This window comes from Streptomyces sp. Y7, assembly GCF_043195415.1.
Lineage (GTDB): Bacteria > Actinomycetota > Actinomycetes > Streptomycetales > Streptomycetaceae > Streptomyces.
The window spans coordinates 1-23,434 of record NZ_JBIDDQ010000040.1; the positions used below are offsets into that span (position 1 = coordinate 1).

Annotated in this window: 20 protein-coding genes; 6 read left to right on the top strand and 14 right to left on the bottom strand. The window is 71.6% G+C overall.

Features of this window, described 5'->3' with window-relative positions; all coding sequences use genetic code 11:
* Nucleotides 1–290: 290 nt before the first annotated feature.
* The 8 genes from ACGFW6_RS42815 to ACGFW6_RS42850 all read right to left on the bottom strand — a co-directional run bounded on the left by ACGFW6_RS42815 (nucleotide 291) and on the right by ACGFW6_RS42850 (nucleotide 9,862).
* Nucleotides 291–1,262, bottom strand: coding sequence for an N-acetylglucosamine kinase (locus ACGFW6_RS42815; RefSeq protein WP_393522519.1), 972 nt, complete (start codon nucleotides 1,260–1,262; stop codon nucleotides 291–293).
* A complete protein-coding gene (locus ACGFW6_RS42820) occupies nucleotides 1,253–2,518 on the bottom strand; it encodes a 6-phospho-beta-glucosidase (protein WP_393522522.1) in 1,266 nt (421 codons plus the stop codon). The genes ACGFW6_RS42815 and ACGFW6_RS42820 overlap by 10 nt, the downstream gene beginning before the upstream one ends.
* Before the next feature lie 7 nt (nucleotides 2,519–2,525).
* Nucleotides 2,526–3,416, bottom strand: a complete 891-nt coding sequence (locus ACGFW6_RS42825) for a carbohydrate ABC transporter permease (protein ID WP_393522525.1) — start codon at nucleotides 3,414–3,416, stop codon at nucleotides 2,526–2,528.
* Nucleotides 3,417–3,418: 2 nt separating this feature from the next.
* Nucleotides 3,419–4,360: a carbohydrate ABC transporter permease gene (locus ACGFW6_RS42830; RefSeq protein ID WP_393522528.1), complete on the bottom strand. Its 942-nt coding sequence runs from the start codon at nucleotides 4,358–4,360 to the stop codon at nucleotides 3,419–3,421.
* A 7-nt stretch (nucleotides 4,361–4,367) separates the two neighbouring features.
* On the bottom strand, nucleotides 4,368–5,729 hold the full coding sequence (locus ACGFW6_RS42835; RefSeq protein WP_393522531.1) for an ABC transporter substrate-binding protein: 1,362 nt from the start codon (nucleotides 5,727–5,729) through the stop codon (nucleotides 4,368–4,370).
* A gap of 72 nt (nucleotides 5,730–5,801) precedes the next feature.
* Nucleotides 5,802–7,013, bottom strand: a complete 1,212-nt coding sequence (locus ACGFW6_RS42840) for an ROK family protein (protein ID WP_393522534.1) — start codon at nucleotides 7,011–7,013, stop codon at nucleotides 5,802–5,804.
* A gap of 159 nt (nucleotides 7,014–7,172) precedes the next feature.
* On the bottom strand, nucleotides 7,173–8,573 hold the full coding sequence (locus ACGFW6_RS42845) for an MFS transporter (protein WP_393522536.1): 1,401 nt from the start codon (nucleotides 8,571–8,573) through the stop codon (nucleotides 7,173–7,175).
* Nucleotides 8,574–8,773: 200 nt separating this feature from the next.
* The gene (locus tag ACGFW6_RS42850) at nucleotides 8,774–9,862 is read right to left on the bottom strand and encodes a mechanosensitive ion channel family protein (protein ID WP_393522539.1); all 1,089 of its coding nucleotides are present in this window, start codon (nucleotides 9,860–9,862) and stop codon (nucleotides 8,774–8,776) included.
* Between the two features lie 323 nt (nucleotides 9,863–10,185).
* Here ACGFW6_RS42850 and ACGFW6_RS42855 point away from each other — a divergent pair, with 323 nt between their 5' ends.
* Entirely contained in the window at nucleotides 10,186–10,722 is a 537-nt protein-coding gene (locus tag ACGFW6_RS42855; protein WP_086843133.1) for an HNH endonuclease, read from the top strand.
* A 147-nt stretch (nucleotides 10,723–10,869) separates the two neighbouring features.
* Here ACGFW6_RS42855 and ACGFW6_RS42860 read toward each other — a convergent pair whose 3' ends face one another.
* From ACGFW6_RS42860 to ACGFW6_RS42870, 3 genes are read right to left on the bottom strand one after another with little or no spacing between them, the layout of a single operon-like run.
* Nucleotides 10,870–12,216 (bottom strand): FtsX-like permease family protein, encoded by a 1,347-nt coding sequence (locus ACGFW6_RS42860; protein ID WP_393522542.1) that lies wholly within the window; start codon nucleotides 12,214–12,216, stop codon nucleotides 10,870–10,872.
* On the bottom strand, nucleotides 12,213–12,911 hold the full coding sequence (locus ACGFW6_RS42865) for an ABC transporter ATP-binding protein (RefSeq protein ID WP_393522545.1): 699 nt from the start codon (nucleotides 12,909–12,911) through the stop codon (nucleotides 12,213–12,215). Before ACGFW6_RS42865 ends, ACGFW6_RS42860 begins: the two co-directional genes overlap by 4 nt.
* On the bottom strand, nucleotides 12,908–13,441 hold the full coding sequence (locus ACGFW6_RS42870) for a PadR family transcriptional regulator (RefSeq protein ID WP_393522547.1): 534 nt from the start codon (nucleotides 13,439–13,441) through the stop codon (nucleotides 12,908–12,910). The genes ACGFW6_RS42865 and ACGFW6_RS42870 overlap by 4 nt, the downstream gene beginning before the upstream one ends.
* 259 nt (nucleotides 13,442–13,700) lie before the next feature.
* On the opposite strand from ACGFW6_RS42870, the gene ACGFW6_RS42875 reads away from it, so the two are divergent.
* The 3 genes from ACGFW6_RS42875 (at nucleotide 13,701) to ACGFW6_RS42885 (ending at nucleotide 16,399) form a co-directional block, all read left to right on the top strand.
* Nucleotides 13,701–13,922, top strand: coding sequence for a hypothetical protein (locus tag ACGFW6_RS42875; RefSeq protein ID WP_393522650.1), 222 nt, complete (start codon nucleotides 13,701–13,703; stop codon nucleotides 13,920–13,922).
* Entirely contained in the window at nucleotides 13,923–16,049 is a 2,127-nt protein-coding gene (gene malQ / locus ACGFW6_RS42880; protein ID WP_393522550.1) for a 4-alpha-glucanotransferase, read from the top strand. It abuts the gene before it with no gap.
* 98 nt (nucleotides 16,050–16,147) lie between these two features.
* Nucleotides 16,148–16,399, top strand: coding sequence for a hypothetical protein (locus ACGFW6_RS42885; RefSeq protein WP_393522553.1), 252 nt, complete (start codon nucleotides 16,148–16,150; stop codon nucleotides 16,397–16,399).
* A gap of 176 nt (nucleotides 16,400–16,575) precedes the next feature.
* On the opposite strand, the gene ACGFW6_RS42890 is transcribed toward ACGFW6_RS42885, so the two are convergent.
* Nucleotides 16,576–17,163 carry a TetR family transcriptional regulator gene (locus tag ACGFW6_RS42890; protein ID WP_393522555.1) on the bottom strand — a complete coding sequence of 196 codons (588 nt, stop codon included), beginning with the start codon at nucleotides 17,161–17,163 and terminating at the stop codon, nucleotides 16,576–16,578.
* A 124-nt stretch (nucleotides 17,164–17,287) separates the two neighbouring features.
* On the opposite strand from ACGFW6_RS42890, the gene ACGFW6_RS42895 reads away from it, so the two are divergent.
* The gene (locus ACGFW6_RS42895; protein ID WP_393522558.1) at nucleotides 17,288–18,745 is read left to right on the top strand and encodes an FAD-dependent monooxygenase; all 1,458 of its coding nucleotides are present in this window, start codon (nucleotides 17,288–17,290) and stop codon (nucleotides 18,743–18,745) included.
* Between the two features lie 105 nt (nucleotides 18,746–18,850).
* On the opposite strand, the gene pepN is transcribed toward ACGFW6_RS42895, so the two are convergent.
* Nucleotides 18,851–21,424 (bottom strand): aminopeptidase N, encoded by a 2,574-nt coding sequence (pepN, locus tag ACGFW6_RS42900; RefSeq protein WP_393522561.1) that lies wholly within the window; start codon nucleotides 21,422–21,424, stop codon nucleotides 18,851–18,853.
* Nucleotides 21,425–21,536: 112 nt separating this feature from the next.
* Between pepN and ACGFW6_RS42905 the strand changes: the two genes are divergently transcribed.
* The gene (locus ACGFW6_RS42905) at nucleotides 21,537–22,013 is read left to right on the top strand and encodes a DUF1203 domain-containing protein (RefSeq protein ID WP_393522564.1); all 477 of its coding nucleotides are present in this window, start codon (nucleotides 21,537–21,539) and stop codon (nucleotides 22,011–22,013) included.
* A 64-nt stretch (nucleotides 22,014–22,077) separates the two neighbouring features.
* Here ACGFW6_RS42905 and ACGFW6_RS42910 read toward each other — a convergent pair whose 3' ends face one another.
* A complete protein-coding gene (locus ACGFW6_RS42910) occupies nucleotides 22,078–23,094 on the bottom strand; it encodes an aspartate-semialdehyde dehydrogenase (RefSeq protein WP_030955963.1) in 1,017 nt (338 codons plus the stop codon).
* Between the last annotated feature and the right edge of the window lie 340 nt (nucleotides 23,095–23,434).

Sequence of the window (23,434 nt, forward strand, 5' to 3'; positions counted from 1 at the left end):
GCCGGGGGGTGTCCGTCCTCGGTCGGGCGGTTGCTGTCTTTCAAGTGGGTGCTCTGCGTTGACGCCCGCCGCTGCGGGCGGGCACCCCCCGGCACGTCCCCTTGCCGCCGTTCGCGACCGCGGCTACTTCTCGGCGCAGGCCCACCTGCTTTCAGGGGCGCGGGGAACTGCGCGAACGGTCGTGACGGCGGCGGTCACGTCATGGCGCAGCTCGCTTGCAACGTCCTTTCCTGGGGGCGCGGGGAACTGCGCGATCGGCCACGACGGGCCCGCAGCCGGTGTCCGGCCTCCTACGGCTCGAAGTGGCGCCGCAGGCGTGCGTGGGTGTCCGTGGGGGCCCGCACGGCGTCCAGGCCGAGGAGGGCTGCTCCCAGTACGGGGCTCGCTGTGACCACGTTCGGGACTGCCTTGGGGGCGCGGATCGTCAGCAAGTCGCGGATGCTGTCGATGAGTTGGGGATGGCGGGCGGCCAGGACGCTGCCGCCCAGGAGGACCGGGGTCTCCTCCTCCAGGAGGTCCAGGCGGGTCAGGGCGACCGTGGCCATCGCGACCACCTCGTCGGCCAGGCGGTCCACCAGGGAGCGGGCGACGGGGTCGCCGGAGGCCGCCGTGGCGAAGAGGACCGGGGTCAGCTCGTGGCGGCGGATGTCCTCGATGCGCTCCAGGTGCAGGGCCTCGATCAGGGCGTACATGGTGGGCAGGCCGAAATGGGCGGGCAGGGTGTGGGCGAGGTCCGTGGGTGCGCCGCGGCCGTCCTCCGCGCGGGCCGCGTGCCACAGGGCCTCCTCCGACAGGCCCCAGCCGCCGCCCCAGTCGCCGGAGATGCGGCCCAGTGCGGGGAAGCGGGCCGTGCGGCCGTCGGGGCGCATGCCTACGCAGTTGATGCCGGCGCCGCACACGACGGCCACACCGCGGGGTTCGGTCACCCCGGCGCGGAGGATCGCGAAGGTGTCGTTGCGGACCTCGACCGTCGAGCTCCACGCGCGTGCGTGCAGCGCGGCTGCCAGGGTCTCTTCCTCCACCGGGAAGTCGGCGTTGGCCAGGCAGGCCGAGACGTGGTCGACGGCGGTCACGCCCGCGGCGGTGAAGGCCGCGTCCACCGCCTCGGCGAGCGTGTCCAGCGCCTGCTCCACGCCCACGGCCGGTGGCCGGAAGCCGCCCGCGCGGGCGGTGGCGAGGACGCTTCCGTCGGCCGCCACCACCGCCACGTCGGTCTTGCTGTTGCCCGCGTCGACGGCGAGGACACGTGCGGTCATGCCCACGCGAGGTGCTCCCGGTTGTGTGCGATGAGGTCGTCGGTGAGTTTTTCGGCGTACGCGTACTGGCCGATCAGGGGGTGCGACAGCAGCGCCTTGAAGACGCGGGTCCGGCCGCCGTGCAGGGCCGCTTCGAGGGCCAGGTCCTCGTACGCCGTCACCTGGGCCATCAGGCCCGCGTACAGGGGATCGACGTGCGGGACGGGGAGTGGGGTCGCGCCCTGTCCGCCGACGGCGGCCTGCACTTCGATCACCGCGTCGTCGGGGAGGAACGGCAGCGTTCCGTTGTTGCGGGCGTTGACCACCTGATAGGGGCTGCCCGCCCCGTTCAGCAGCGCCGCCGCCAGGTCGACCGCCGCCTCCGAGTAGTACGCGCCGCCTCGCTCGGCGAGCAGCTCCGGCTTCTCGTCGAGGGCCGGGTCGGCGTAGAGGGCCAGCAGCTTCCTTTCCATTTCGGCGACTTCGGCGGCCCGGGACGGCTTGGTGCGCAGTTCCCGGACCACCTCGTCGTGCGCGTAGAAGTAGCGCAGGTAGTAGGAGGGGACCACGCCCAGGCGGTCCAGCACGGCGCGGGGGAGGCGCAGGTCCGCGGCGATCGTCTCGGTGTGGTCGGTGAGCAGTTTCGGCAGGACGTCCTCGCCCTCGGGGCCGCCCAGACGCACACCGGTCTCCCAGGAGAGGTGGTTGAGACCCACGTGGTCGAGGTGGACGTCGGAGGCGGAGACGCCGAGCATCGTCGCGAACTTGCGCTGGAAGCCGATCGCCACGTTGCACAGGCCGACCGCCCTGTGGCCCTCCTGGAGCAGGGCCCGGGTCACGATGCCGACCGGGTTGGTGAAGTCGATGATCCAGGCGGTGGGGTTGGCGCGGCGGACGCGCTCCGCGATGGAGAGGACCACGGGGACCGTGCGCAGGGCCTTCGCCAGGCCGCCGGCTCCGGTGGTCTCCTGGCCGACGCAGCCGCATTCCAGGGGCCAGGTCTCGTCCTGTTCGCGGGCGGCCTGGCCGCCGACGCGGAGTTGGAGGAGGACGGCGTCGGCGCCGTCCACTGCCGCGTCCAGGTCGGTGGTGGTGGTGATCCTGCCGTTGTGGGCCTGGCGGGTGAAGATGCGGCGGGCCAGGCCGCCCACCAGTTCCAGGCGGTCCTGCGCCGGGTCCATCAGGACCAGTTCCTCTATGGGGAGGGTGTCGCGGAGGCGGGCGAAGCCGTCGATGAGTTCGGGGGTGTAGGTCGAGCCTCCGCCGACCACGGTGAGTTTCATGCGTGCATCAACCCTTTACTCCGGTGAGCGTGACGCCCTCTACGAACGCCTTCTGGGCGAAGAAGAACACGAGGATCACGGGGGCCATGACCAGCACGGTCGCGGCCATGGTCAGGTTCCAGTCGGTGTGGTGGGCGCCCTTGAACGACTCCAGGCCGTAGGAGAGCGTCCAGGCGCCGGGATTCTCGGACGCGTAGATCTGGGGCCCGAAGTAGTCGTTCCACGCGTAGAAGAACTGGAAGAGGGCCACCGCGGCTATGCCCGGCTTCGCCATGGGGAGGACGACCCGAAGGAGCGTGCGCAGTTCGCCGCAGCCGTCGACCTTCGCCGCGTCCAGGTACTCGTTCGGGATGGTCATGAGGAACTGGCGGAGGAGGAAGATCGAGAACGCGTCCCCGAACGCCATGGGGATGATCAGGGGCCACAGGGTGCCCGAGAGGTCCAGCTGCTTCGCCCAGAACAGGTACATCGGGATGATGACCACCTGGGGCGGCAGCATCATCATCGAGATGACCAGCATGAGGGCTGTGTTGCGGCCTCGGAAGCGGAACTTGGCGAGCGCGTAGGCCACGGGGATCGAGGAGACGACGGTCAGGACCGTGCCGAGGCCCGCGTAGATCAGTGTGTTCTTCCACCAGGTCAGGAAGCCGGGGGTGTCGAAGACCTTGGTGTAGTTGCCCCATTCCCAGGTGTCCGGGACCAGATCGCGGGTGAGTGCCTGCTGGTCGCTCATCAGGGAGGTCAGGACGACGAAGAGGAAGGGCAGGGTGAAGAAGAGCGCGGCCGCGACGCCGAGGGAATGGACCGCTATCCACTCCAGGAGCGCCTTGCGGCGGGCCGTGCGCTCGGCCACGGACGGGGGCTCCAACCGCACGGGCTTGTCCAGCACTTGGGTCATGGTCAGTCACCTGCCTGGATCAGTCCGCCCCGGCGCCGCATCAGCAGCGCGGTGAACGCCATGGCGAGGGCGAACAGTACGAGTGCGACCACACAGGCCGAGCCGTAGTCGAAGCGCTGGAAGCCGAGGTTGTAGACGAGCTGGGGGAGGGTGAGCGTGGACTTGTCCGGGTAGCCGGGCTCGAACTGCTGGCCGGAGCCGCCGATGATGCCGGAGGCGACCTTCCCGGCCACCAGTGGCTGGGTGTAGTACTGCATGGTCTGGATCACGCCCGTGACCACGGCGAACATCACGATCGGCGAGATGTTCGGCAGGGTGACGTAGCGGAACCGCTGCCAGGCCGACGTGCCGTCCAGCTCCGCTGCCTCGTACTGCTCCTTCGGTACGTCGAGCAGCGCGGCCATGAAGATGACCATGAGGTCGCCCACGCCCCACAGCGCGAGCGCGGTGAGGGCCGGCTTGGACCAGGCCGGGTCCGTGAACCAGCCGGGGGTCGGGAGGCCGAGGTCCCCGAGGATGGAGTTGACCGGGCCCGTGCCGGGGTTGAGCAGGAAGACGAAGGCCAGGGTCGCGGCCACCGGTGGGGCGAGGTACGGCAGGTAGAAGAGGGTGCGGAAGACACCGGTGCCGGTTTTGATCTTGGTGATGAGCAGGCCGATGCCGAGGCCGAACACCACCCGGCAGGTCACCATCACCAGCACCAGCCAGAGCGTGTTGCGCAGCGCCGGCCAGAACAGCGGGTAGTCGTTGAAGACGTAGGCCCAGTTGCCCAGGCCGCGGAACACCGGTGTGCCGAAGCCGTCGTACTTCATGAAGGAGAAGTACACGGTGGACACCAGCGGATAGGCGAAGAAGACGCCGAACCCGATGAGCCACGGTGACAGGAAGGCCACCGTCCGAAGCGCCGACCTGCGGCGCTTCGCGCGGAGAGTGTGCGTGGACATCGGGAGGCTACTTCGCCTGCTCGATGTCGGTGTCGATCTGCTTCGCGGTCTTCTCCAGACCGGCCTTGAGGTCCTTCACCTTGCCGGACTCGTACTGGTAGCCGAAGTCCTGGAGCGTCGTCTGGTACGTGGAGCCGTTGACGGAGGCCGGCGGTGTGTTCGAGTGCGGGTTCTGGGCGATGTCCAGGAACGTCTTGAAGCCGGGGTCCACCTTCAGGTCGGGCGACTTCAGGGCCTCGAACGTGGAGGGCACGTTGTGGATGGCGTTGGCGAAGGAGACGACGGCCTGCGTGTCGGTGGTCAGGTACTTCACCAGTTCCCACGCGGCGTTCTGCTTCTCGCTCTGCGGGGCGATGCCGATGATCGTGCCGGAGAGGAAGCCCTTGCCGTACTCGTCCGCCTCGTCGTCGGCGACGGGCATCGGGGCGGTGCCGATCTCGAAGTCGACGCCGGCGTCCTTCGCCATGCCGAGCCGCCACTCGCCGTCGAGCTGCATGGCCACCTGGCCGGTCTGGAAGGGGTGCTTGGCGCCCCACTCGTCACCGAAGGTGTTGCGGTACTTCTCCAGCTTGGCGAAGCCACCGAGGTCGTCGACGAGCTTCTTCTGGTACGTGAACATCTCGGCGAACGCCGGGTCCTCGGCGATGCTGGACTTGCCGTCCTTGTCGAAGTAGGCGTGGTCCCACTGGGACATGTAGTGGTCCACGACCGTCTCGTAGCCGTGGTACGTGGGCATGAAGCCGAGCTGCTGGTAACTGTCACCCTTGCTGACGGTCAGCTTCTTGGCGACCTGCGCGAACTCCGACCAGGTCTTCGGCGGCGACTTGATGCCGGCCTTCTCGAAGGCGTCCTTGTTGTAGTAGAGGCCGTAGGCGTCGCCGAGCAGGGGCAGGGCGCAGCGGGTGCCGTCGAACTGGGTGTAGTCCAGCATCGGCTTCGGGATGAGCTTGTCGAGGTCGAGCTTCGACTTCTCGATGAAGGGCTTCAGGTCGAGGAAGGCGCCGGAGGAGCAGAACTTGCCGACGTTGGAGGTCGTGAACGACGAGACCACGTCCGGGCCGTTCGAACCGCCCGCGCGCAGCGCCTGGTTGAGCTTGTCGTCGTTGATGTTGCCGACGACCTTCACGGTGATGTTCGGGTGCGCCTTCTCGAACGCGTCGACGTTCTCCTGGATCGCCTTGACCTCGGCGGGCGCGCTCCAGCCGTGCCAGAAGGTGATCGTCGTCTTGGCGTCGGGGTCGTCGTTGGCGCCGGACTCCGACTGGCCCGTACAGGCCGTGGCGAGCAGGGCCAGGGAGGCGGAGGCGGCGAGCGCGGCGGCGGTCTTGCGCGAGGCAGAGGGTATGACTTTCCAGGACTTTCCGGGCATGGCGAGGTCTCCCAGGGGCGGGACGGGGTGGGTGATGGGGAAGGCGGGGGGTGAGTCGAACGGGGTGGGTGGTCAGCGGGAGGTGTTGAAGACCTCGTCGCGGGTGGTCGCCAGCGCGCTCTCCAACGCGCCCCGCAGCACGGGGTGTTCACGGACGTCGCCGACGACGAGCCGGGGCCGGGACGCGGCCAGTTCCTCCAGCTCGGACTGGACGAGGGCGCGCAGCACCTCGCCGCCCGCGGTGAGGGAGGCGCCGCTGAGGACGACCAGTTCGGGGTCGAGGACGGAGACCAGGGAGGCCAGACCGGTGGCCAGCCGGGTCGCGTAGGTCTGCAGGAGCAGCCGGTTGAGGACGGTGTCCTCGCCGGCGGCCCGCGCGACGAGGGTGGCGGCGGCCTCGGCGTACGGCGTCGACGGGACGGACGACATCCCGATCTGGCGTGCGAGCCGGGGGATGGCCTGGGAACCGGCCAGCTCCTGGTAGCCACCACTGTTGGCCTTGGTCACCTGCCGGACCAGGGGGGTGCCGGGAACAGGCAGGAAACCCACCTCGCCGGCGCCGCCGGTCCAGCCGCGGTGCAGCCGGCCGCCGAGGACCAGGGCGGCGCCGAGGCCGCCCTCGTTCCACAGCAGCACGAAGTCCTCGTGGCCGCGGGCCGCGCCGAGCCGCTGCTCGGCCACCGCCACGAGGTTGACGTCGTTCTCGTACTCGACCGGCATCGGCAGGGCCGCGGCGAGTTCGTCCAGGAGCGCGGGGGTGTGCCAGCCGGGGAGGTGGGAGGCGTAGCGCAGCCGGCCCGTGTTGGGGTCGAAGGCGCCGGGAGTGCCGATGACGAGCCGGTGGACGTCGTCGCGGGCCAGTCCGGCCGCCTTCACCGCGCCGTCGAGCGCGTCGGTGACCTGCCGGACCACGGGCTGGGCCGGGCGCCTGCCGGGGGTGGGCAGTTCGTACGACCCGACGGTGCGGCCCGTGATGTCGGAGACGGCGGCGAGGATGCGTTCCGGGGTGACGTCGAGCCCGGCGGCGTACGCGGCGGTCGGGTTGACCTCGTACAGCTGGGCGCTGGGGCCGGGACGGCCCTCCGTCGTGCCGGTCGCCAGGACGAGGCCGGCGGCCTCCAGGCGGGCCAGCAGCTGGGAGGCGGTCGGCTTGGACAGGCCGGTGAGCTTGCCGATCCGGGTGCGGGACAGCGGCCCGTGCTCCAGGAGGAGGTCCAGGGCGGCACGGTCGTTCATGGCGCGCAGGACGCGCGGGGTGCCCGGCGTACCGGCGGTTCCTGCCATGGTGACGACACCTGCCTCTCGGCTGACCAGCTTCTCAGTGATCTACGACGGAAGTCCATCCAAGGTCACTGTTAGGAAAGTTTCCTATTCGCTGCGGAGGAACGTAAGCCCGGTGGGAAGTCGGCGTCAAGAGAGGTGGTCCGGCAGGCAACCGAGTCGTTACCCGAGGGCGTCGACCCGCCGTGCGTGCTCATGCCATGGGAGCAGGAGCGGTGTCGCCAGCAACAGGGCGCCGGCGAGGGCGATCGCCGTGCGCGGGCCGGTCAGGGCCGCCAGCCATCCCCACAGCGCGGTCGTCGCCGCGGTCGCCGCTTTCGTGGTGATCGACCATGCGGCGAGGGTGCGGGTGACGCGGTCGGACGGGGTCAGGTCGAGGCGGGCGGTGGCGAGCACCGGGGTGAAGACGCCCGCGCAGGTGATCAGGCCGAACTCGACGACCATGACGAGGACGAGGCCCGCGGTGCCCGGGCCGACGAGGGCCAGGCCGAGCGGCCAGCAGGCGCGCAGGGTGCCGGCGGCGAGCAGGACGCGGTGCCGGCCGTGCCGCGCGGTCAGGCGCCGGGACAGCCGGGAGCCCAGCAGGCCGCCCAGGCACGGCACGGCGAAGGCGAGGCCGTACTGCCACGGGGCGAAGCCGAGCGGGCCGAGCATCAGGACGGCGAGCGGCGGAGCCGACGCCATGATCAGGGAGTTGACCAGGACGGTGTTGAGGAACAGCGGGCGCAGCGTGGGGTGGGCGAGGAGGTGCCGCCAGCCCGCCCGCAGGTCACGCACGCGAGGGCCTGAGCGGGCGTCAGGGCGGGATTGGTGTCCTTGCTCACCGGGTTCCGGGCTTTCAGGGTGCGGCTGTTGCCTTTCCTTACCGGGTTGTCGGCTCTGGCCGTGGAGCTGTTGCCTTTCCTTACCGGGGTCTCGGCTCTCGCCGTGGAGCAGTTGTCCTTCCTTACCGGGGCCGCGGCTTCCCGCGTCGAGTTGTTGCCCTTCCGCACCGCCGATCGCGCGGATGCCGAGCGCGGAGAGGAGGAAGCTGACCGCGTTGGCCAGGACCGTCGCCATCGGGCCGAACATCCCGAACGCCGCGCCCCCCAGCGGCGGGCCGAGCGCCGTGGCCGTCCACATCGTCGCCTCGAAGCGGCCGTTCGCCACGAGCAGGTCCTCCGGCGGCAGGAGGGATTTCAGATACGCCCCGCTCGCCGCGTTGAAGGTGATGTCCGCCGCGGCCACCGCCACCGACACGAGAAGCAGTTGCCCGAGATCGAGCGCCTCCAGCGCGAACGCGACGGGCAGGCTCAGCAGCGCCGCGCACCGGATCAGATCCGCCGCGATCATCACCGGCCGCTTCGGCCGGAACTCCACCCACGCCCCGAGCGGCACCGCGAGCGCCGCGCCCACCGCGAGCCCCGACGCCGCCAGCAGCGCCACCTCCGTCGCCCCGGCGTGCAGCACGACGACCGCGATCAGCGAGAACGCGTCGAAGGCCAGCCAGGTGCCGAGGGCGCTGACCGCGTAGGCCGCCCACAGCCATCCGAACCGCCGATCCGACGACCGCCCGCCCGACATCGCCCATCACCCCCCTCACCTGGGACCGCCCGCCGGTCCCGGCCATCCAAGCCAGCCGGGCGCGCGCGGATCAAACAACCGCGGGGCCGGGCCGCACAACCGGGGGATGTATGCCGCCGCCATGGCGGGAGCGGGGCTCACGGCGCGCGAAGAAAAGAGGGGCTCCCGGCGATGCCGGGAGCCCCTCTGACGCGCTACGGCTACTTCGTCACGCTCGGCGGCGTCAGGGGCGTCGCCGCCTGGGACTGGGGCGAGGTGGCGCTGGCGTAGGCCGAGGGGGCGGCCATGCCCGCCGTCGGGTCCGCCGCGGTCTCCTCCTCGACCATGAGGGGAGCGCGGCCGACGATCTGGATGTCGGCCTCGTCGAAGGCGCGCTTGATGCGCCAGCGCAGTTCGCGCTCCACCGTCAGGGCCTTGCCGGGCATGGTCTTCGCCGAGACGCGGACGACCATCGAGTCGAGCAGCACGCTGTCCAGGCCGAGCACCTCGATCGGGCCCCACAGGAGCTCGTTCCAGGGCTCCTCCTTGCTCATCCGCTCGCCGACCGCGCCGATGACCTCCCGGACCTTGTCCAGGTCCTCCGAGGAGCGGACGGTGACGTCGACGCCGGCCGTGGACCAGCCCTGCGAGAGGTTGCCGATGCGTTTGACCTCGCCGTTGCGGACGTACCAGATCTCGCCGTTGTCGCCGCGCAGCTTGGTCACGCGCAGGCCGACCTCGATGACCTCGCCGGAGGCCACGCCCGCGTCGATCGAGTCGCCGACGCCGTACTGGTCCTCAAGGATCATGAAGACGCCGGAGAGGAAGTCCGTGACCAGGTTGCGGGCGCCGAAACCGATCGCCACACCCGCGACACCCGCCGACGCCAGCAGCGGGGCCAGATTGATCTCGAAGGTGGCCAGGACCATCAGGGCGGCCGTGCCCATGATCAGGAAGCTGGCCACCGAGCGGAGCACCGAGCCGATCGCCTGCGAGCGCTGACGGCGCCGCTCGACGTTGACCAGCAGGCCGCCCAGGGCCGTGCCGTCCACCGCCTGGGCGGTGCGGTTCATCCGGTCTATGAGCTTGGTGATCGCCCGCCGCACGAAGACTCTCAGCACGCCCGCGATCACCAGGATCAGCAGGACCCGGAGGCTGATCGCGAGCCAGGTGCTCCAGTTCTGCTCGACCCAGCTCGCGGCCTCGGCCGCGCTCTCGTGGGCGTCCCGGATCGACGGGACCGCCGGGGTCGTCGTCTCCGAGGGCGTCGGGGACGGGGCGGCGGCCAGTAGGACGGCGGACAGGGACACGGCAGGTACCTCCAAGCGGCCCGCCCCACCGGTCGGCGGTCAAGGTCGATCAAGGTAACGAAAAGGTCACCGACGGGGCAGGCCCACCACACTATCGGGGCATCGTGTGTGGATCGTCGCCATGTTCGAGGGAGGAAACGTGCCTACCTGGGGATGAACTGGTGGGATGAACCGTTCATCGTCCTGGGGATGAATGAGATGTGGTCGAAAACACTCCCAGCCCGTTACCGGGACATGGTGGCGCTTTCACCAGGCAAGAGGGGAGACTGACTACAGATCGTCCCGGCGCGAGCCACGCGCCGCCGACGCCCAAGGAGGCATCCGTGCCGCATGTCCTGGTCCTCAACGCGTCGTACGAGCCACTCGGCGTCGTACCGCTCCGCCGCGCGCTCGTCCTCGTCCTCGAGAACAAGGCCGTATGCCTCGAGGAGTCCGGCGCCTTCATGCACAGCGCAACCGTCACAGTCCCCGCACCCAGCGTGGTCCGGCTCAAGCGATTCGTCCGGGTTCCCTATCGGGGGCCCGTTCCTCTTACCCGCAGGGCGCTCTTCGCCCGCGACGGGGGCCGGTGCATGTACTGCGGTGGCGTCGCAACCAGCGTCGACCATGTCATTCCGCGCAGCCGCGGGGGCAAGCACGTCTGGGACAACGTGGTGGCGTCGTGCCGCCGCTGCAACCACGTGAAGGCCGACCGACACCTCTTCGAGATCGGCTGGCGGCTGCGCCACAAACCCGCTCCACCCACCGGACTCGCCTGGCGCATCATCGGCACCGGGCATAGGGACCCGCGCTGGTTGCCGTACTTGCAGCCATACGGCGCGGATGACGCCTTGGCCCGGATCGACGGCATTTCCGCCTGACGATCCGGGCCTTCGCATACCTGGCGGACGGCGCGTGTGCCACCGGCCCCGAGGGTCCCCCGTGCCCTCGGGGCCGGACGGCTGCCCGGTCGCGCTCGCGTCAGGAGCGGGCCGTACGGCGGCTCGTGCCGCCCGCGGCAGGCCGGCTCACACGTACCGCAGCTCCGCCGGCCGCACGGACCGCCGCAGCAGCGGCAGCGACAGGGCCGCGGCCAGCAGACAGGCGGCGTACACGGCCACCGGGACCAGGACCGGCAGCAGCGGTACGGGCCCGACCGCGTCGTCGATCAGCTCGGCCCAGCCCACATAGATCGCTGTGCCGCCGGCGCCCGCGAGCAGCACCGCCGGGGCGAGCGGCAGCGCGGTCTCCAGCAGCAGCGCCCGTCCCAGCACGCTCCGCGGCACGCCCGCGGCGGCCTGCGCGGCCAGTTGCCGGCGGCGGGAGGCCGACGACTCGGCCGTGCCGACGGCCAGGGACGACAGGGTCAGCGCCAGCGCGACCAGGATCGCGGCGCCGGAGAGGTCGAGCCCGGTGGTGTAGTACGCGTTCCTCTCGGACAGCGGAGTGGTGCCGTTCACGATGTGCAGCATCACCGCGCGGATGCCCACGAAGGCCGTACCGACGACGGTCACCAGCAGCACCGCGGCATGGGTGCGGGCCGCCGCCCATGGGTCGTCCCGCAGACGCTCCGCGGCGATCAGCAGCGCGGGGCGCTGAGCGCGGGCGGCGAGAGTGGTGCCCAGCCGCCGCGACGACCACCCCGCGAGCCAGATGGCCGCGGCGCCGAGCAGCAGACTCACGGCGAACACCGTCAGCGGGCCGAGGGCGACACCGAGCCGGTTGCCGCGGTACGTGTTCAGACCGACGTAGGCGGCGATCGCCACCAGGAGCACGGTCAGGGCGCCGAACACCTTTCCCGGCCCCCGCGTCGGACGCACCCGCCGTACCCAGCCCAGGGGCGAGGCGACCACGCGGCGCAGCGCCAGCGCGCTCACGGCGGCGCCCAGCACGGGGACGGCCACGGCGGTGAGGGCCATGCCGACCCAGGCCGCGGGCTCGGGGTGCTGCCACAGGCCGAGCAGGAGGGGGACGGCGACCGCTGTGGCCAGGGCCGATCCGGCCAGGCAGGCCAGCCCCGTCTCCAGTGCCGCGATCCGCCGCACCTGCGTGGGTGTGGCCCCCGCGAGCCGCAGCGCGGCAAGGCGCCGGTCCCGGTGCACCGCTCCCACGCGGGCGCACTGCCCGAGGAACCCGAGCACCGGCACCAGCAGCAACAGCAGTGTGATCATCACGCCCTGGCGGTCGCTGGAGTCGTCGAGGAGCCCCGAGCCGGCCGACACGGTGTAGCGGCCCCTGATCGAAGCGATCGTCACGAACGCGAGCCCGATGCCGGTCGCGAGCGCCGCCCCGACCGCCGTGAGCGCGACCCGCCACCACTCGCGCCGGTCGGATCCCCGGGTGAGCAGCCAGGCCAGCCGGAGGTCGGCTCTCATGCCGCCACCTCCTGCGGCAGCACCGCGCCGTCGGTCAGCCGGACCTCACGGTCCGCGTACGCCGCCACCTGGGCGTCGTGGGTGATCAGCAGGACCGCGGTGCCCGACTCGCGGGCCGTGTGCGTGAGGGCCGACATCACCTGCTCGCTCGCCAGGGAGTCCAGCGCGCCGGTCGGCTCGTCCGCGAAGACGACCTTCGGTGCGGTGACCAGGGCCCGCGCGAGGGCCACCCGCTGGGCCTGGCCGCCGCTCATCTCGCCGGGTCGCAGCTCCTCCTGCCCGCGCACCCCGAACCGCTCCAGCCACTCACCGGCCCGCACCTGCGCCTCCTGCCGCCGGGCGCCGCCGAGCAGCAGCGGCAGCGCGACGTTGTCCAGGGCCGTCAACTCCGGGATCAGCTGGCCGAACTGGAAGACCACCCCGAACTCCGTGCGCCGCAGCTCGCTCAGCCGCTGCTCGGGCAGCCGGTCGAGGCGCTCGCCGCCGTACGTCACCGAGCCGGAGTCCGGACGGACGATGCCGGCCAGGCAGTGCAGCAGCGTGGACTTCCCGCTGCCGCTGGCGCCGGTGACGGCGAGGATCTCGCCGGGCCGCAGCGCGACCGTGGCGCCGCGCAGGGCCTCGGTCCTGCCGTGCGCCTTGACGAGGTCGCGGGCCGCCAGCAGCGGTACCGAGCCGTCCTCTTCGTTGCTCATGCTGAGTCGACCTCCGCGGTCAGGGTGGTGAGCCGGTCCGCCGTGGTCGTCATCCAACGGAGGTCGGCGTCGAGGTGGTTGAGGGCGTAGTCCGCCGAGAGCACCGACGCGAGGTCCGCGCCGGGCGCGGTCTTGAGCGCCGTGAGCTCCCGCATCCGCGTCATGTGGGCGGCGCGCTGGGCCCGTAGATAGGTGTCGGGGGCGCCGCCGGACAGGATCGACACGACGACCTTGGCGAAGATCTCGTTCGTCACGAACGGCGCCGGCGGCGCGATCTCGCCCGCCCACTGGGCCAGTTCGCGCGCTCCGTCCTTCGTCGAGCGGTACATCGTCCGCTCCGGACCGCCGTCCGAGTCGGTGCCGTCGACCTCGGCGAGCCCGTCGCGGACCAGCCGTTGCAGGGTCGTGTAGACCTGCCCGTAGGCCAGCGGACGGGCCTGCGGGAAACGTTCGTCGTGGCGTCGCTTGAGGTCGTAGCCATGGCTCGGCCCCGTGGCGAGCAGGCCCAGCAGGATGTGACGGGTGCTCATGACGATCATTATGTACTGAGTACATGTACTGAGTGAATAGTGGGACGCGGCGAATATGTCACCGCGGTTCTGTCCGCCCGGATCCGTGGCCCTGAGGGGAGCGGAATGTGAGGAGAGGCACGTTGTTGCCATCTGTACGTCTGCCATCGCGTCCGCTGGGTAGGGCTGCGGTAACGCCCGCGATGCCGCGACCGACAAGGAGGCCTCCGTGCCCACAGCATCGGCCCTGTCCAAACCCGAGGCGCCCGCCGAGCCCGAGATGTACGACGGCGTCTTCACCGAGCCCGAGATGTACGCCTGCGTCTTCAGCGCCGAGGGCGCCTGCACCGAGACCCCCCTGACCAGCGAACCGCCCCTCCCCGACGCCGAGCCGCTCACCAGTGAGCCGCCGCTCGCCGACGCCGCGCCGCTGACGAGTGAGGCGGCGACCTGGGACCTGGGTATGGACACCGGTATGGACATGGACTGCACGAGGCCGTAGATGACAGCGCAGCGGTCGGCCGAAGCCTGTGCTGAAGGGCCCGAAGGCCCTGCGGAACTCCCCTCCGACGCTTTGACGCGGCTCGCCGAGCTGCACGGCGTCGCCACCTCCTACCAGCCGTCCGCCGACCGTACGGTCACGGCGTCCGCGGCCACCCTCACCCTCGCCCTGGCCGCCCTCGACGTGGACGCGAGCACGCCCGCCGCCGTCGGTGCCGCGCTCGCCGCGCGGGAGCGCGAGCTGGCCGAGCGGCTGCTGCCGCCGACCGTGGTGAGCTGGAGCGGCGACCGGCCCGACGCGCTGGCCGCGCTCCCGTCCGGCACCCGGCTGCGCATCGAGACCGAGCAGGGCGAGACCCTGACCGACGCCGACCGCCTCCCGCCCGGAGTCCACCGCCTGACGGTGACCACACCGGACGGCCGTACGACGACCAGCCACCTGGTCGTCGCGCCGCCCCGCCTGCCCACCCCCACCGGACGCTCCTACGGCCTCCTCGTCCAGCTGTACTCCCTGCTCTCCCGCCGCTCCTGGGGCATGGGCGACCTCGGTGACCTCGCCGAACTGGCCTCCTGGGCCGGCCGGGCGCTCGGCGCCGGATTCGTCCAGGTCAACCCGCTGCACGCGGCCGTACCCGGAAACCCGACCGACCCCTCCCCCTACCGCCCGTCCTCCCGGCGCTTCCCCGACCCGGTGCATCTGCGGGTCGAGGACGTGCCCGAGTTCGCCCATGTCGAGGACCGCGCGCGGGTGGCGGCGCTGCTGGAGCGGGCCGGCCGGCTGCGCGCGGCGGTGCTGGAGAAGGGCGCGCTGATCGACCGGGACGCCGTGTGGGAGGCCAAGCGCGAGGCGCTGGAGCTGGTGCGCGAGGTGCCGCTCGGGCCCGGACGGCGGGCCGCGTACGTCGACTTCCTCGCCCGGGAGGGCGACGCGCTGGAGGACCACGCCACGTGGTGCGCGCTGGCCGAGGTGCACGGCTCGGACTGGCAGCGGTGGCCGCGAGGGCTACGGGATCCCCGGTCGCCCGAAACCGCCCGCGCGCGCACCGAGTTGATGGACCGGATCGACTTCCACTGCCGTCTCGCCTGGCTCACCGACGGCCAGCTGACATCCGCCCAGCGGGCCGCCCGGGAGGCGGGGATGCCGCTCGGGATCGTGCACGACCTCGCGGTCGGGGTGCACCCCGGAGGCGCGGACGCCTGGGCGCAGCAGGAGCACTTCGCCGCCGGCATGTCGGTGGGCGCGCCACCGGACGCCTTCAACGCCCGCGGCCAGGACTGGGGCCTGCCGCCCTGGCGCCCGGACCGGCTCGCCGCGTCCGGGTACGAGCCCTACCGCCGCCTGCTGCGGGCGCTGTGCCGGTACGCGGGCGCCCTGCGCATCGACCACGTCATGGGGCTGTTCCGGCTGTGGTGGGTACCGCAGGGTCAGGCGCCGACGGAGGGGACGTACGTCCGCTACGACGCCGAGGCCATGCTCGCCATCCTGGTGCTGGAGGCCGAGCGGGCCGGTGCGGTGGTCATAGGGGAGGACCTCGGCACGGTCGAGCCGGGGGTGCGGGAGGCGCTGCGCTCGCGGGGTGTGCTCGGGACCTCCGTGCTCTGGTTCGAGCGGGACTGGGACGGCGACGGCCGCCCGCTGCCGCCGGAGTCCTGGCGCGCCGACTGCCTCGCCACCGCCACCACCCACGACCTGCCGTCCACCGCGGCCCGCCTCACCGGCGAACACGTCGAACTCCGCGACAGCCTGGGCCTGTTGACCCGGCCGCTGGAAGAGGAGCGGGCGGCGGCAGCGGCGGACACGGGGGAGTGGCTGGAGCTGCTGTCCCGGCTGGGGCTGCTGCGAGGGGCGCGCGGCGGGCACTGCGCCTCGGAGGAGGAGGCCGAGATCCAGGCCGTCCACCGCTTCCTGCTGCGCACCCCGGCCCGGATGATCGGCGTCTGGCTCCCCGACGGCGTCGGCGACCGCCGCCCGCAGAACCTGCCCGGGACGTGGGACCAGTACCCGAACTGGCGCCTGCCGATCGCCGACGCGGACGGCAGGCCGGTGACGCTGGAGGAGCTCGCGGGGTCGTCCCGGCTGTGGGCGCTGGCCGAGGTGCTGCGGGGCGGGTCCGGCCGGCAGGAGTGACCCCGCGAACGCTGCGGGGGGCCGGTACCGGGCCGAGGGGGGCCTCATACGGCACCCCGGGCGCGCGGGCCCCCGCGTCGTTCGATACTTTTGGCCCCGTGGACAAGAAGAACGCCCTGCGCGCCGGCGCCCTGGCTGCCGGTACGACGCTGATGATGCTCCTGATGTCGTCCCCCGCGCTCGCGCTCACGCGTGACGACGGCGACGATCCCGGCCAGGGCCTGTCCGTCATGGAGACGGTGGCCCAGTTCGTCATTGCCCCGACCGTGATCTTCCTGGTCATCGTGGGCCTCGTGATGGTCCTGGACCGCTCCACGGACCGTCAGCCGAAGGGCAAGGCGAAGGCCTGACACGGCCGGGCGAAGGCCCGACCGGGGCGTTCCCGCCCGATCCCTGCTTCCGCCGAGGGCGTCGCCCTCGTCGTGCGTACGTGCATGTGCCGTAGGTGCGACGAGGACGGCGCCCTCGGCGTGTTCCGCGGCGCCCGCTCCCGCATGTCACGCGGCCGATCCCGCGAGGCCCGCTCCTACGCCGGGTGCGGCGCCGTCAGATACCGCTGCACCGTGGGCGCCAGCCAGGCCACGAGTTCCTCGGGGGCCAGCGCCACGGCCGGCGGGAAACGCAGCACGTAGCGCGTGAGGGCCAGTCCGAGCAGCTGTGACGACGCCAGCGCGGCCCGGGCCGGGGCCTGCTCGGGGTCCGGGCACACCCGGTGGGCGAGCGGCAGCAGCTGGTCCGCGAAGATGCCCTGCATGCGCTCGGCGCCGGCCTGGTTGGTCGCGCCCACCCGCAGCAGCGCCGTGAGCACCTCGTTCTCCTCCCACATGCCGAGGAAGTGCGTCACGAGCGCCCGGCCGACGTCGTCCCGGCTGAGCGACCCGGGCTCCGGCAGCTTCAGGTCGATGGCCATGGCTGCCGCGAAGAGGCCTTCCTTGTTGCCGTAGTAGCGCATCACCATCGACGGGTCGATGTTGGCGTGCTTGGCGATGGCGCGGATGGTGGCGCGCTCGTACCCGTCGGCCGCGAAGCGTTCGCGGGCCGCGTCCAGGATCGCCGTGCGCGTGGCGTCGGAACGGCGGGACGGGGCGGGGGGCGGGGGAGTGCTCTGGTTCATGCCTACAACCGTAGGCCAACATGTGTAGGCCAACAAGTGTTGACAGCTCGGGCGCGCCCTTCTAATGTTGCCAACAAGCGTTGACCAACAACCGTTGGCAAACACTCGTTGGCAGGAGGCCACCATGACCGGCACCGTCTCCCCGCACCCCGTGATCGTCGTCGGCTCCGGCCCCACCGGCCTCCTCCTGGCCGGCGATCTCGCCGCCGCCGGAGTCCCCGTCACCCTCGTCGAGCGCCGCCCCCGCAAGATCAGCAACCTCTCCCGGGCCTTCGGTGTGCACGCCCGCACCCTGGAGCAGCTCGACGCCCGCGGCCTCGCCGACGAACTGATCGCCACCGGCAGCACCATCACCCGGCTGCGGCTCTTCCGCCGGCTCTCCCTCGACCTGGGCACGCTGCCCTCCCGCTTCCCGTTCCTGCTCATCACCCCGCAGTACGAGGTCGAACGGCTGCTGGAGCGCCGGGCGCGCGAGCTGGGTGTGGAGTTCCGGTACGAGAGCGAGGTCGTGGGGCTGCGGCAGGACGGCGACGGGGTCGACCTCGACGTGCGCGGCACCGACGGGACGGTCGTCACCCACCGCGCTGCCTACGTCGTCGGCACGGACGGCCACCGCAGCGCCGTACGCGAGGCGCTCGGCCTGCCCTTCCCCGGCGCCTCGGTCATCAAGTCGCTGATCCTGGCGGACGTCCGCCTCGCCGAGCGGCCCGACAGCGTGCTCACCGTCAACGGCGCGGGCGACGCCTTCGCGATGATCGCCTCCTTCGGCGACGGCTGGTACCGCGTCATGGGCTGGAACCGCGAGAACGAGGTCCCCGACGACGCCCCGCTCGAGCTCGACGAGGTCAAGGAGATCACCCGGCGCGCCCTGGGCACCGACTACGGCATGCACGACGCCCGCTGGCTGTCCCGCTTCCACAGCGACGAGCGCCAGGTGCCGCGCTACCGGGTCGGCCGGGTCCTGCTGGCCGGCGACGCCGCGCACATCCACTCGCCGGCCGGCGGCCAGGGCATGAACACCGGTCTCCAGGACGCGGCCAACCTCGGCTGGAAGCTCGCCGCGGTCGTCCAGGGCCGGGCGTCCGACGGCTTCCTGGACACCTACGAGGCCGAACGGCACCCCGTCGGCAAGGCGGTGCTGCGCAGCAGCGGCGGACTGGTCAGGCTGGCCAGGGCGCACAACCCCGCCCTGCGCGCCGTCCGCGCCCTCGTCTCCGCCTTCGCCAACGCCGTCCGCCCCGTCCGGACGAAGGCCCTCGCCCAGATCTCGGGCATCGGCTACACCTACCCGGCCCCGCGCGGCGCCCACCGCCTGGTCGGCACCCGCGTCCCGGACGCGGCGCTGGAGAGCGGGCGCCTGTACGAGGCGCTGCGCGGCGGACGGTTCGTGCTGGTCACCCCGCGGACGTCGGCGGAGCCGTACGGGTCGCGGACCGACCGCGAGAACCTGCCGGCCGTGCGGCACTGGGCGGACGGGAACCGCACGAGCCTGCTGGTGCGGCCCGACGGATATGTGGCCTGGGCCGCGGAGGACGCGGACGCCGCGACGATCGAGAAGGGCCTGACCTTTCAGTTCTCCTGAGGGGAGTGCTCGAAAAGACCGGACGGACGCCGGTCGCACGCGAAGGGCGCCCGGTGCCGCGGCACCGGGCGCCCCCGCTGACGTGTCGGCGTCAGTGACGGTCCGTCACTCGGCCGCCGCGTCCGCCTCCTGTGCCCGCAGTGCGCGCTCGACGCCCGCACGGGACTCCGAGACCAGGCGGCGCAGGGCCGCGTTCGGCTCGGCCGACGACAGCCAGGCGTCCGTCTTGTGCAGGGTCTCCTCGGAGATCTGCAGCGCCGGGTACAGGCCGACGGCGATCTGCTGGGCGATCTCGTGCGAGCGGGAGTCCCACACGCCCTTGACCACCTCGAAGAACGTGTCGGTGTACGGGGCGAGCAGTTCCCGCTGGTCGGTCTGGACGAAGCCGCCGATCACCGCCTCCTGGACGGCGTTCGGGAGCTTGTCGGACTCGACGACCGACGCCCAGGCCTCGGCCTTGGCCTCGGCGGTCGGGCGGGCGGCACGGGCGGTGGCCGCGTGGCGCTCGCCGGCCGCGGTCCTGTCCCGCTCGTACTCGGCGGCGATCTCCGTCTCGTCGAAGCGGCCCACCGCCGCGAGCCGCTGCACGAACGCCCAGCGCAGCTCCGTGTCGACGGCCAGGCCCTCGATCGCCTGGGAGCCGTCCAGCAGCCCCTCCAGCAGGTCCAGCTGCTCCGGCGTACGGGCCGTCGCGGCGAACGCCCGTGCCCACGCCAGCTGGTGGTCGCTGCCCGGCTCCGCCGCCCGCAGGTGCGCCAGCGTGGCGTCCGTCCAGCGGGTCAGCAGGGCCTCGCGGGTGGTCGGGGCGGCGTACAGCTCGACCGCCAGCTTCACCTGCCGCTGCAGCGACTGCACGACACCGATGTCGGACTCCTTGCCGATGCCCGACAGGACCAGCGAGAGGTAGTCGCGGGTGGCGAGTTCGGCGTCCCGCGTCATGTCCCAGGACGACGCCCAGCACAGGGCACGCGGCAGCGACGCCTCGAAGTCGCCCAGGTGCTCGGTGACGAACGCGAGGGACTCCTCGTCCAGGCGGACCTTGGCGTACGACAGGTCGTCGTCGTTGAGCAGGATCACGTCCGGGCGGCGGGTGCCCGCGAGCTGCGGCACGGTCGTCAGTTCGCCGTCCACGTCCAGCTCGATGCGCTCGTCGCGCACCAGCTTGCCGCTGCTGTCGTCCAGGTTGTACAGGCCCACCGCGATGCGGTGCGGGCGCAGCGTCGGCTCGCCCTGGGCGCCCGCCGGCAGGGCCGGGGCCTCCTGGCGGATCGCGAAGGACGTGATCACACCGTCGGCGTCCGTGACGATCTCGGGCCGCAGGATGTTGATGCCCGCGGTCTGCAGCCACAGCTTCGACCAGGCCTTCAGGTCACGGCCGGAGGTCTCCTCCAGGGCACCCAGCAGGTCGGTCAGGCGGGTGTTGCCGAACGCGTGGCGCTTGAAGTACGCCTGCACGCCCTTGAAGAACTCGTCCATGCCGACGTACGCCACGAGCTGCTTGAGCACGGAGGCGCCCTTGGCGTAGGTGATGCCGTCGAAGTTGACCAGGACGTCGTCCAGGTCGCGGATCTCCGCCATGATCGGGTGCGTGGACGGCAGCTGGTCCTGGCGGTACGCCCACGTCTTCATCTGGTTCGCGAACGTGGTCCACGCCTGCGGCCAGCGCGTCCCCGGCGCGTGTGCCTGGCAGGCGATGGAGGTGTAGGTGGCGAACGACTCGTTCAGCCACAGGTCGTTCCACCACTCCATGGTGACCAGGTCGCCGAACCACATGTGGGCCAGCTCGTGCAGGATGGTCTCGGCGCGGCCCAGGTACGCGGCGTCGGTCACCTTCGAGCGGAAGACGTACTGGTCGCGGATGGTCACCGCGCCCGCGTTCTCCATCGCGCCCGCGTTGAACTCCGGCACGAACAGCTGGTCGTACTTCGCGAACGGGTACGCGTAGTCGAACTTCTCCTGGAACCAGTCGAAGCCCTGCCGGGTCACCTCGAAGATCGCGTCCGAGTCCAGGAACTCGGCCAGCGACGGACGGCAGTAGATGCCCAGCGGGACGCTCTGGCCGTCCTTCTCGTACACGCTGTGCACGGAGTGGTACGGGCCGACGATGAGCGCGGTGATGTACGTCGAGATGCGCGGCGTCGGCTCGAAGGACCAGACGTTGTCCTTGGGCTCCGGAGTGGGCGAGTTGGAGATGACCGTCCAGCCCTCCGGCGCCTTCACGGTGAACTGGAAGGTCGCCTTCAGGTCGGGCTGCTCGAACGAGGCGAACACGCGCCGGGCGTCGGGCACCTCGAACTGGGTGTACAGGTAAGCCTGCTGGTCGACCGGGTCGACGAAACGGTGCAGGCCCTCGCCGGTGTTGGTGTACGCGCAGTCGGCGACGACGCGCAGGACGTTGCGGCCCGCCAGCAGGCCGGGCAGGGCGATCCGGGAGTCCTTGAAGACCTCGGCCGCATCCAGTGCGTCGCCGTTGAGGGTCACCTCGTGGACGGTCGGGGCCACCAGGTCGATGAAGGAGTCGGCGCCGTTCTCCGCGACGTCGAAGCGCACCGTGGTCACGGACCGGTAGGTGCCGCCCTCCTGCGCGCCGGAGAGGTCGAGATCGATCTCGTACGAGTCAACGGTGAGCAGCTTCGCCCGCTGCTGCGCCTCTTCGCGAGTCAGGTTTGTGCCAGGCACGCGGTCATCTCCTCGATATGTGTCGGTTGCGTCATCCTTCCACGGGACCTGACCGGAACGCGATGTCCGTCGACCGCCGGCGGGCTGGGTCCACGCGCGTGAGGCTGGGGGCATGACGATCCCTGGCGCACACCCCATCGACCCGACCGCCCTGAAGGAGCTGCGCACCGCCGACGACGCGGGGCGCCGCATGGTTCCCGTGACCGACGAGGAGGGTGGCGCGCCCCTGCGCTGCTGCCTTCGCCGCAGTGCTCCCGGGGAACGCATCGCCCTCGTCTCGTACGCGCCGCTGCGCCGCTGGGCGGCGGCGACGGGCGTCGATCCGGGGGCGTACGACGAGCAGGGGCCCGTGTTCGTCCACGCCGAGGAGTGCGGGGGACCGGACGGGGAGGCGCTGCCCTTCGCCAACGCCCACCGCACGGTGCGCCGCTACTCGGCCGACGGCCGCATCCTCGGCGGCCGGCTCGTGGAGCCGGGGGCCTTCGAGGAGGCGTTCACGCAGGCGTTCGCCGACCCGGACGTGGCGCTGCTGCACGTCAGGGCCGTGGAGTACGGGTGCTTCCTGTACGAGGTGCGCAGGCCCCGCTGAACACGGCAGGGGCGCCCACCGGTGAGGGTGGGCGCCCCTGTGCAGTGCCTGGTGCGGGTGGGCGTCAGCCCTTCAGCTCCGCCGCCACCAGCTCCGCGATCTGCACCGCGTTCAGCGCGGCGCCCTTGCGGAGGTTGTCGTTGGAGACGAACAGGGCGATGCCGTGCTCGACCGTCTCGTCGGCGCGGATACGGCCCACGTAGGACGGGTCCTGGCCGGCCGCCTGGAGCGGGGTGGGGACATCGCTGAGGGCCACGCCCGGGGCACCCGCCAGCAGCTCCTTGGCACGCTCCGCGCTGATCGGGCGGGCGAAGCGGGCGTTGACCTGGAGGGAGTGGCCGGAGAAGACCGGGACGCGGACGCAGGTGCCGGAGACCTTCAGACCGGGGATCTCCAGGATCTTGCGGGACTCGTGGCGGAGCTTCTGCTCCTCGTCGGTCTCGTTCAGGCCGTCGTCGACGATCGAACCGGCCAGCGGCAGGACGTTGTACGCGATCGGCGCCACGTACTTGTTCGGGGCCGGGAACTCCGCCGCGCTGCCGTCGTGCGTCAGCTTGGGCGCGTCGTCGCCGACCTTCTTGACCTGCTCGAACAGCTCGTCCACGCCGGCCAGACCGGAGCCGGAGACGGCCTGGTAGGTGGCGACCACGAGCGCTTCGAGACCGGCCTCGGCGTGCAGCGGCTTCAGCACCGGCATCGCGGCCATCGTGGTGCAGTTCGGGTTGGCGATGATGCCCTTGGGGCGGTCGGCGATCGCGTGCGGGTTCACCTCGGAGACGACCAGCGGGACCTCGGGGTCGCGGCGCCACGCGGAGGAGTTGTCGATCACCACGGCGCCCTGGGAGGCGACCTTCTCCGCCAGCGCCTTCGACGTCGAGCCGCCCGCGGAGAACAGCACGATGTCCAGGCCGGAGTAGTCGGCGGTCGCCGCGTCCTCCACCGTCACGCCGTCCAGGACCGAACCCGCCGAACGGGCCGAGGCGAACAGCCGCAGCTCGGTGACCGGGAAGTCGCGCTCCTTGAGGATCCTGCGCATGACCGTGCCGACCTGACCGGTGGCTCCGACGATTCCGACCCTCACGGCGACTCCTTCTACGTGGCTTGTCTGTGTCTGCGGCATGGCCGAGGCGTTTCCATCATGCGGTCAGCCTTGGTCCGCCTTCCAATCGTTTGACCGGGATGCTCAAACAATGGGACGCGACGGACTCGCCACCCGGTTGCGGATCTCCTGCTCCCACCCCGGCTGAGCTGGAGAAATTCACCCTACGGCGGCCCCGCGCCGCAAGCTCGCCTGCCCGCCGGCGGCCGGCCTACGCGGCCGTGTGACGTATGCCTCTGTGCAGCGGCGACAAGTCCCCGGAAATTCCCCCGAACGTTTTGGCCCGTCCCGGCGTCACAGTCACCACACGGCGAGGGGAGGG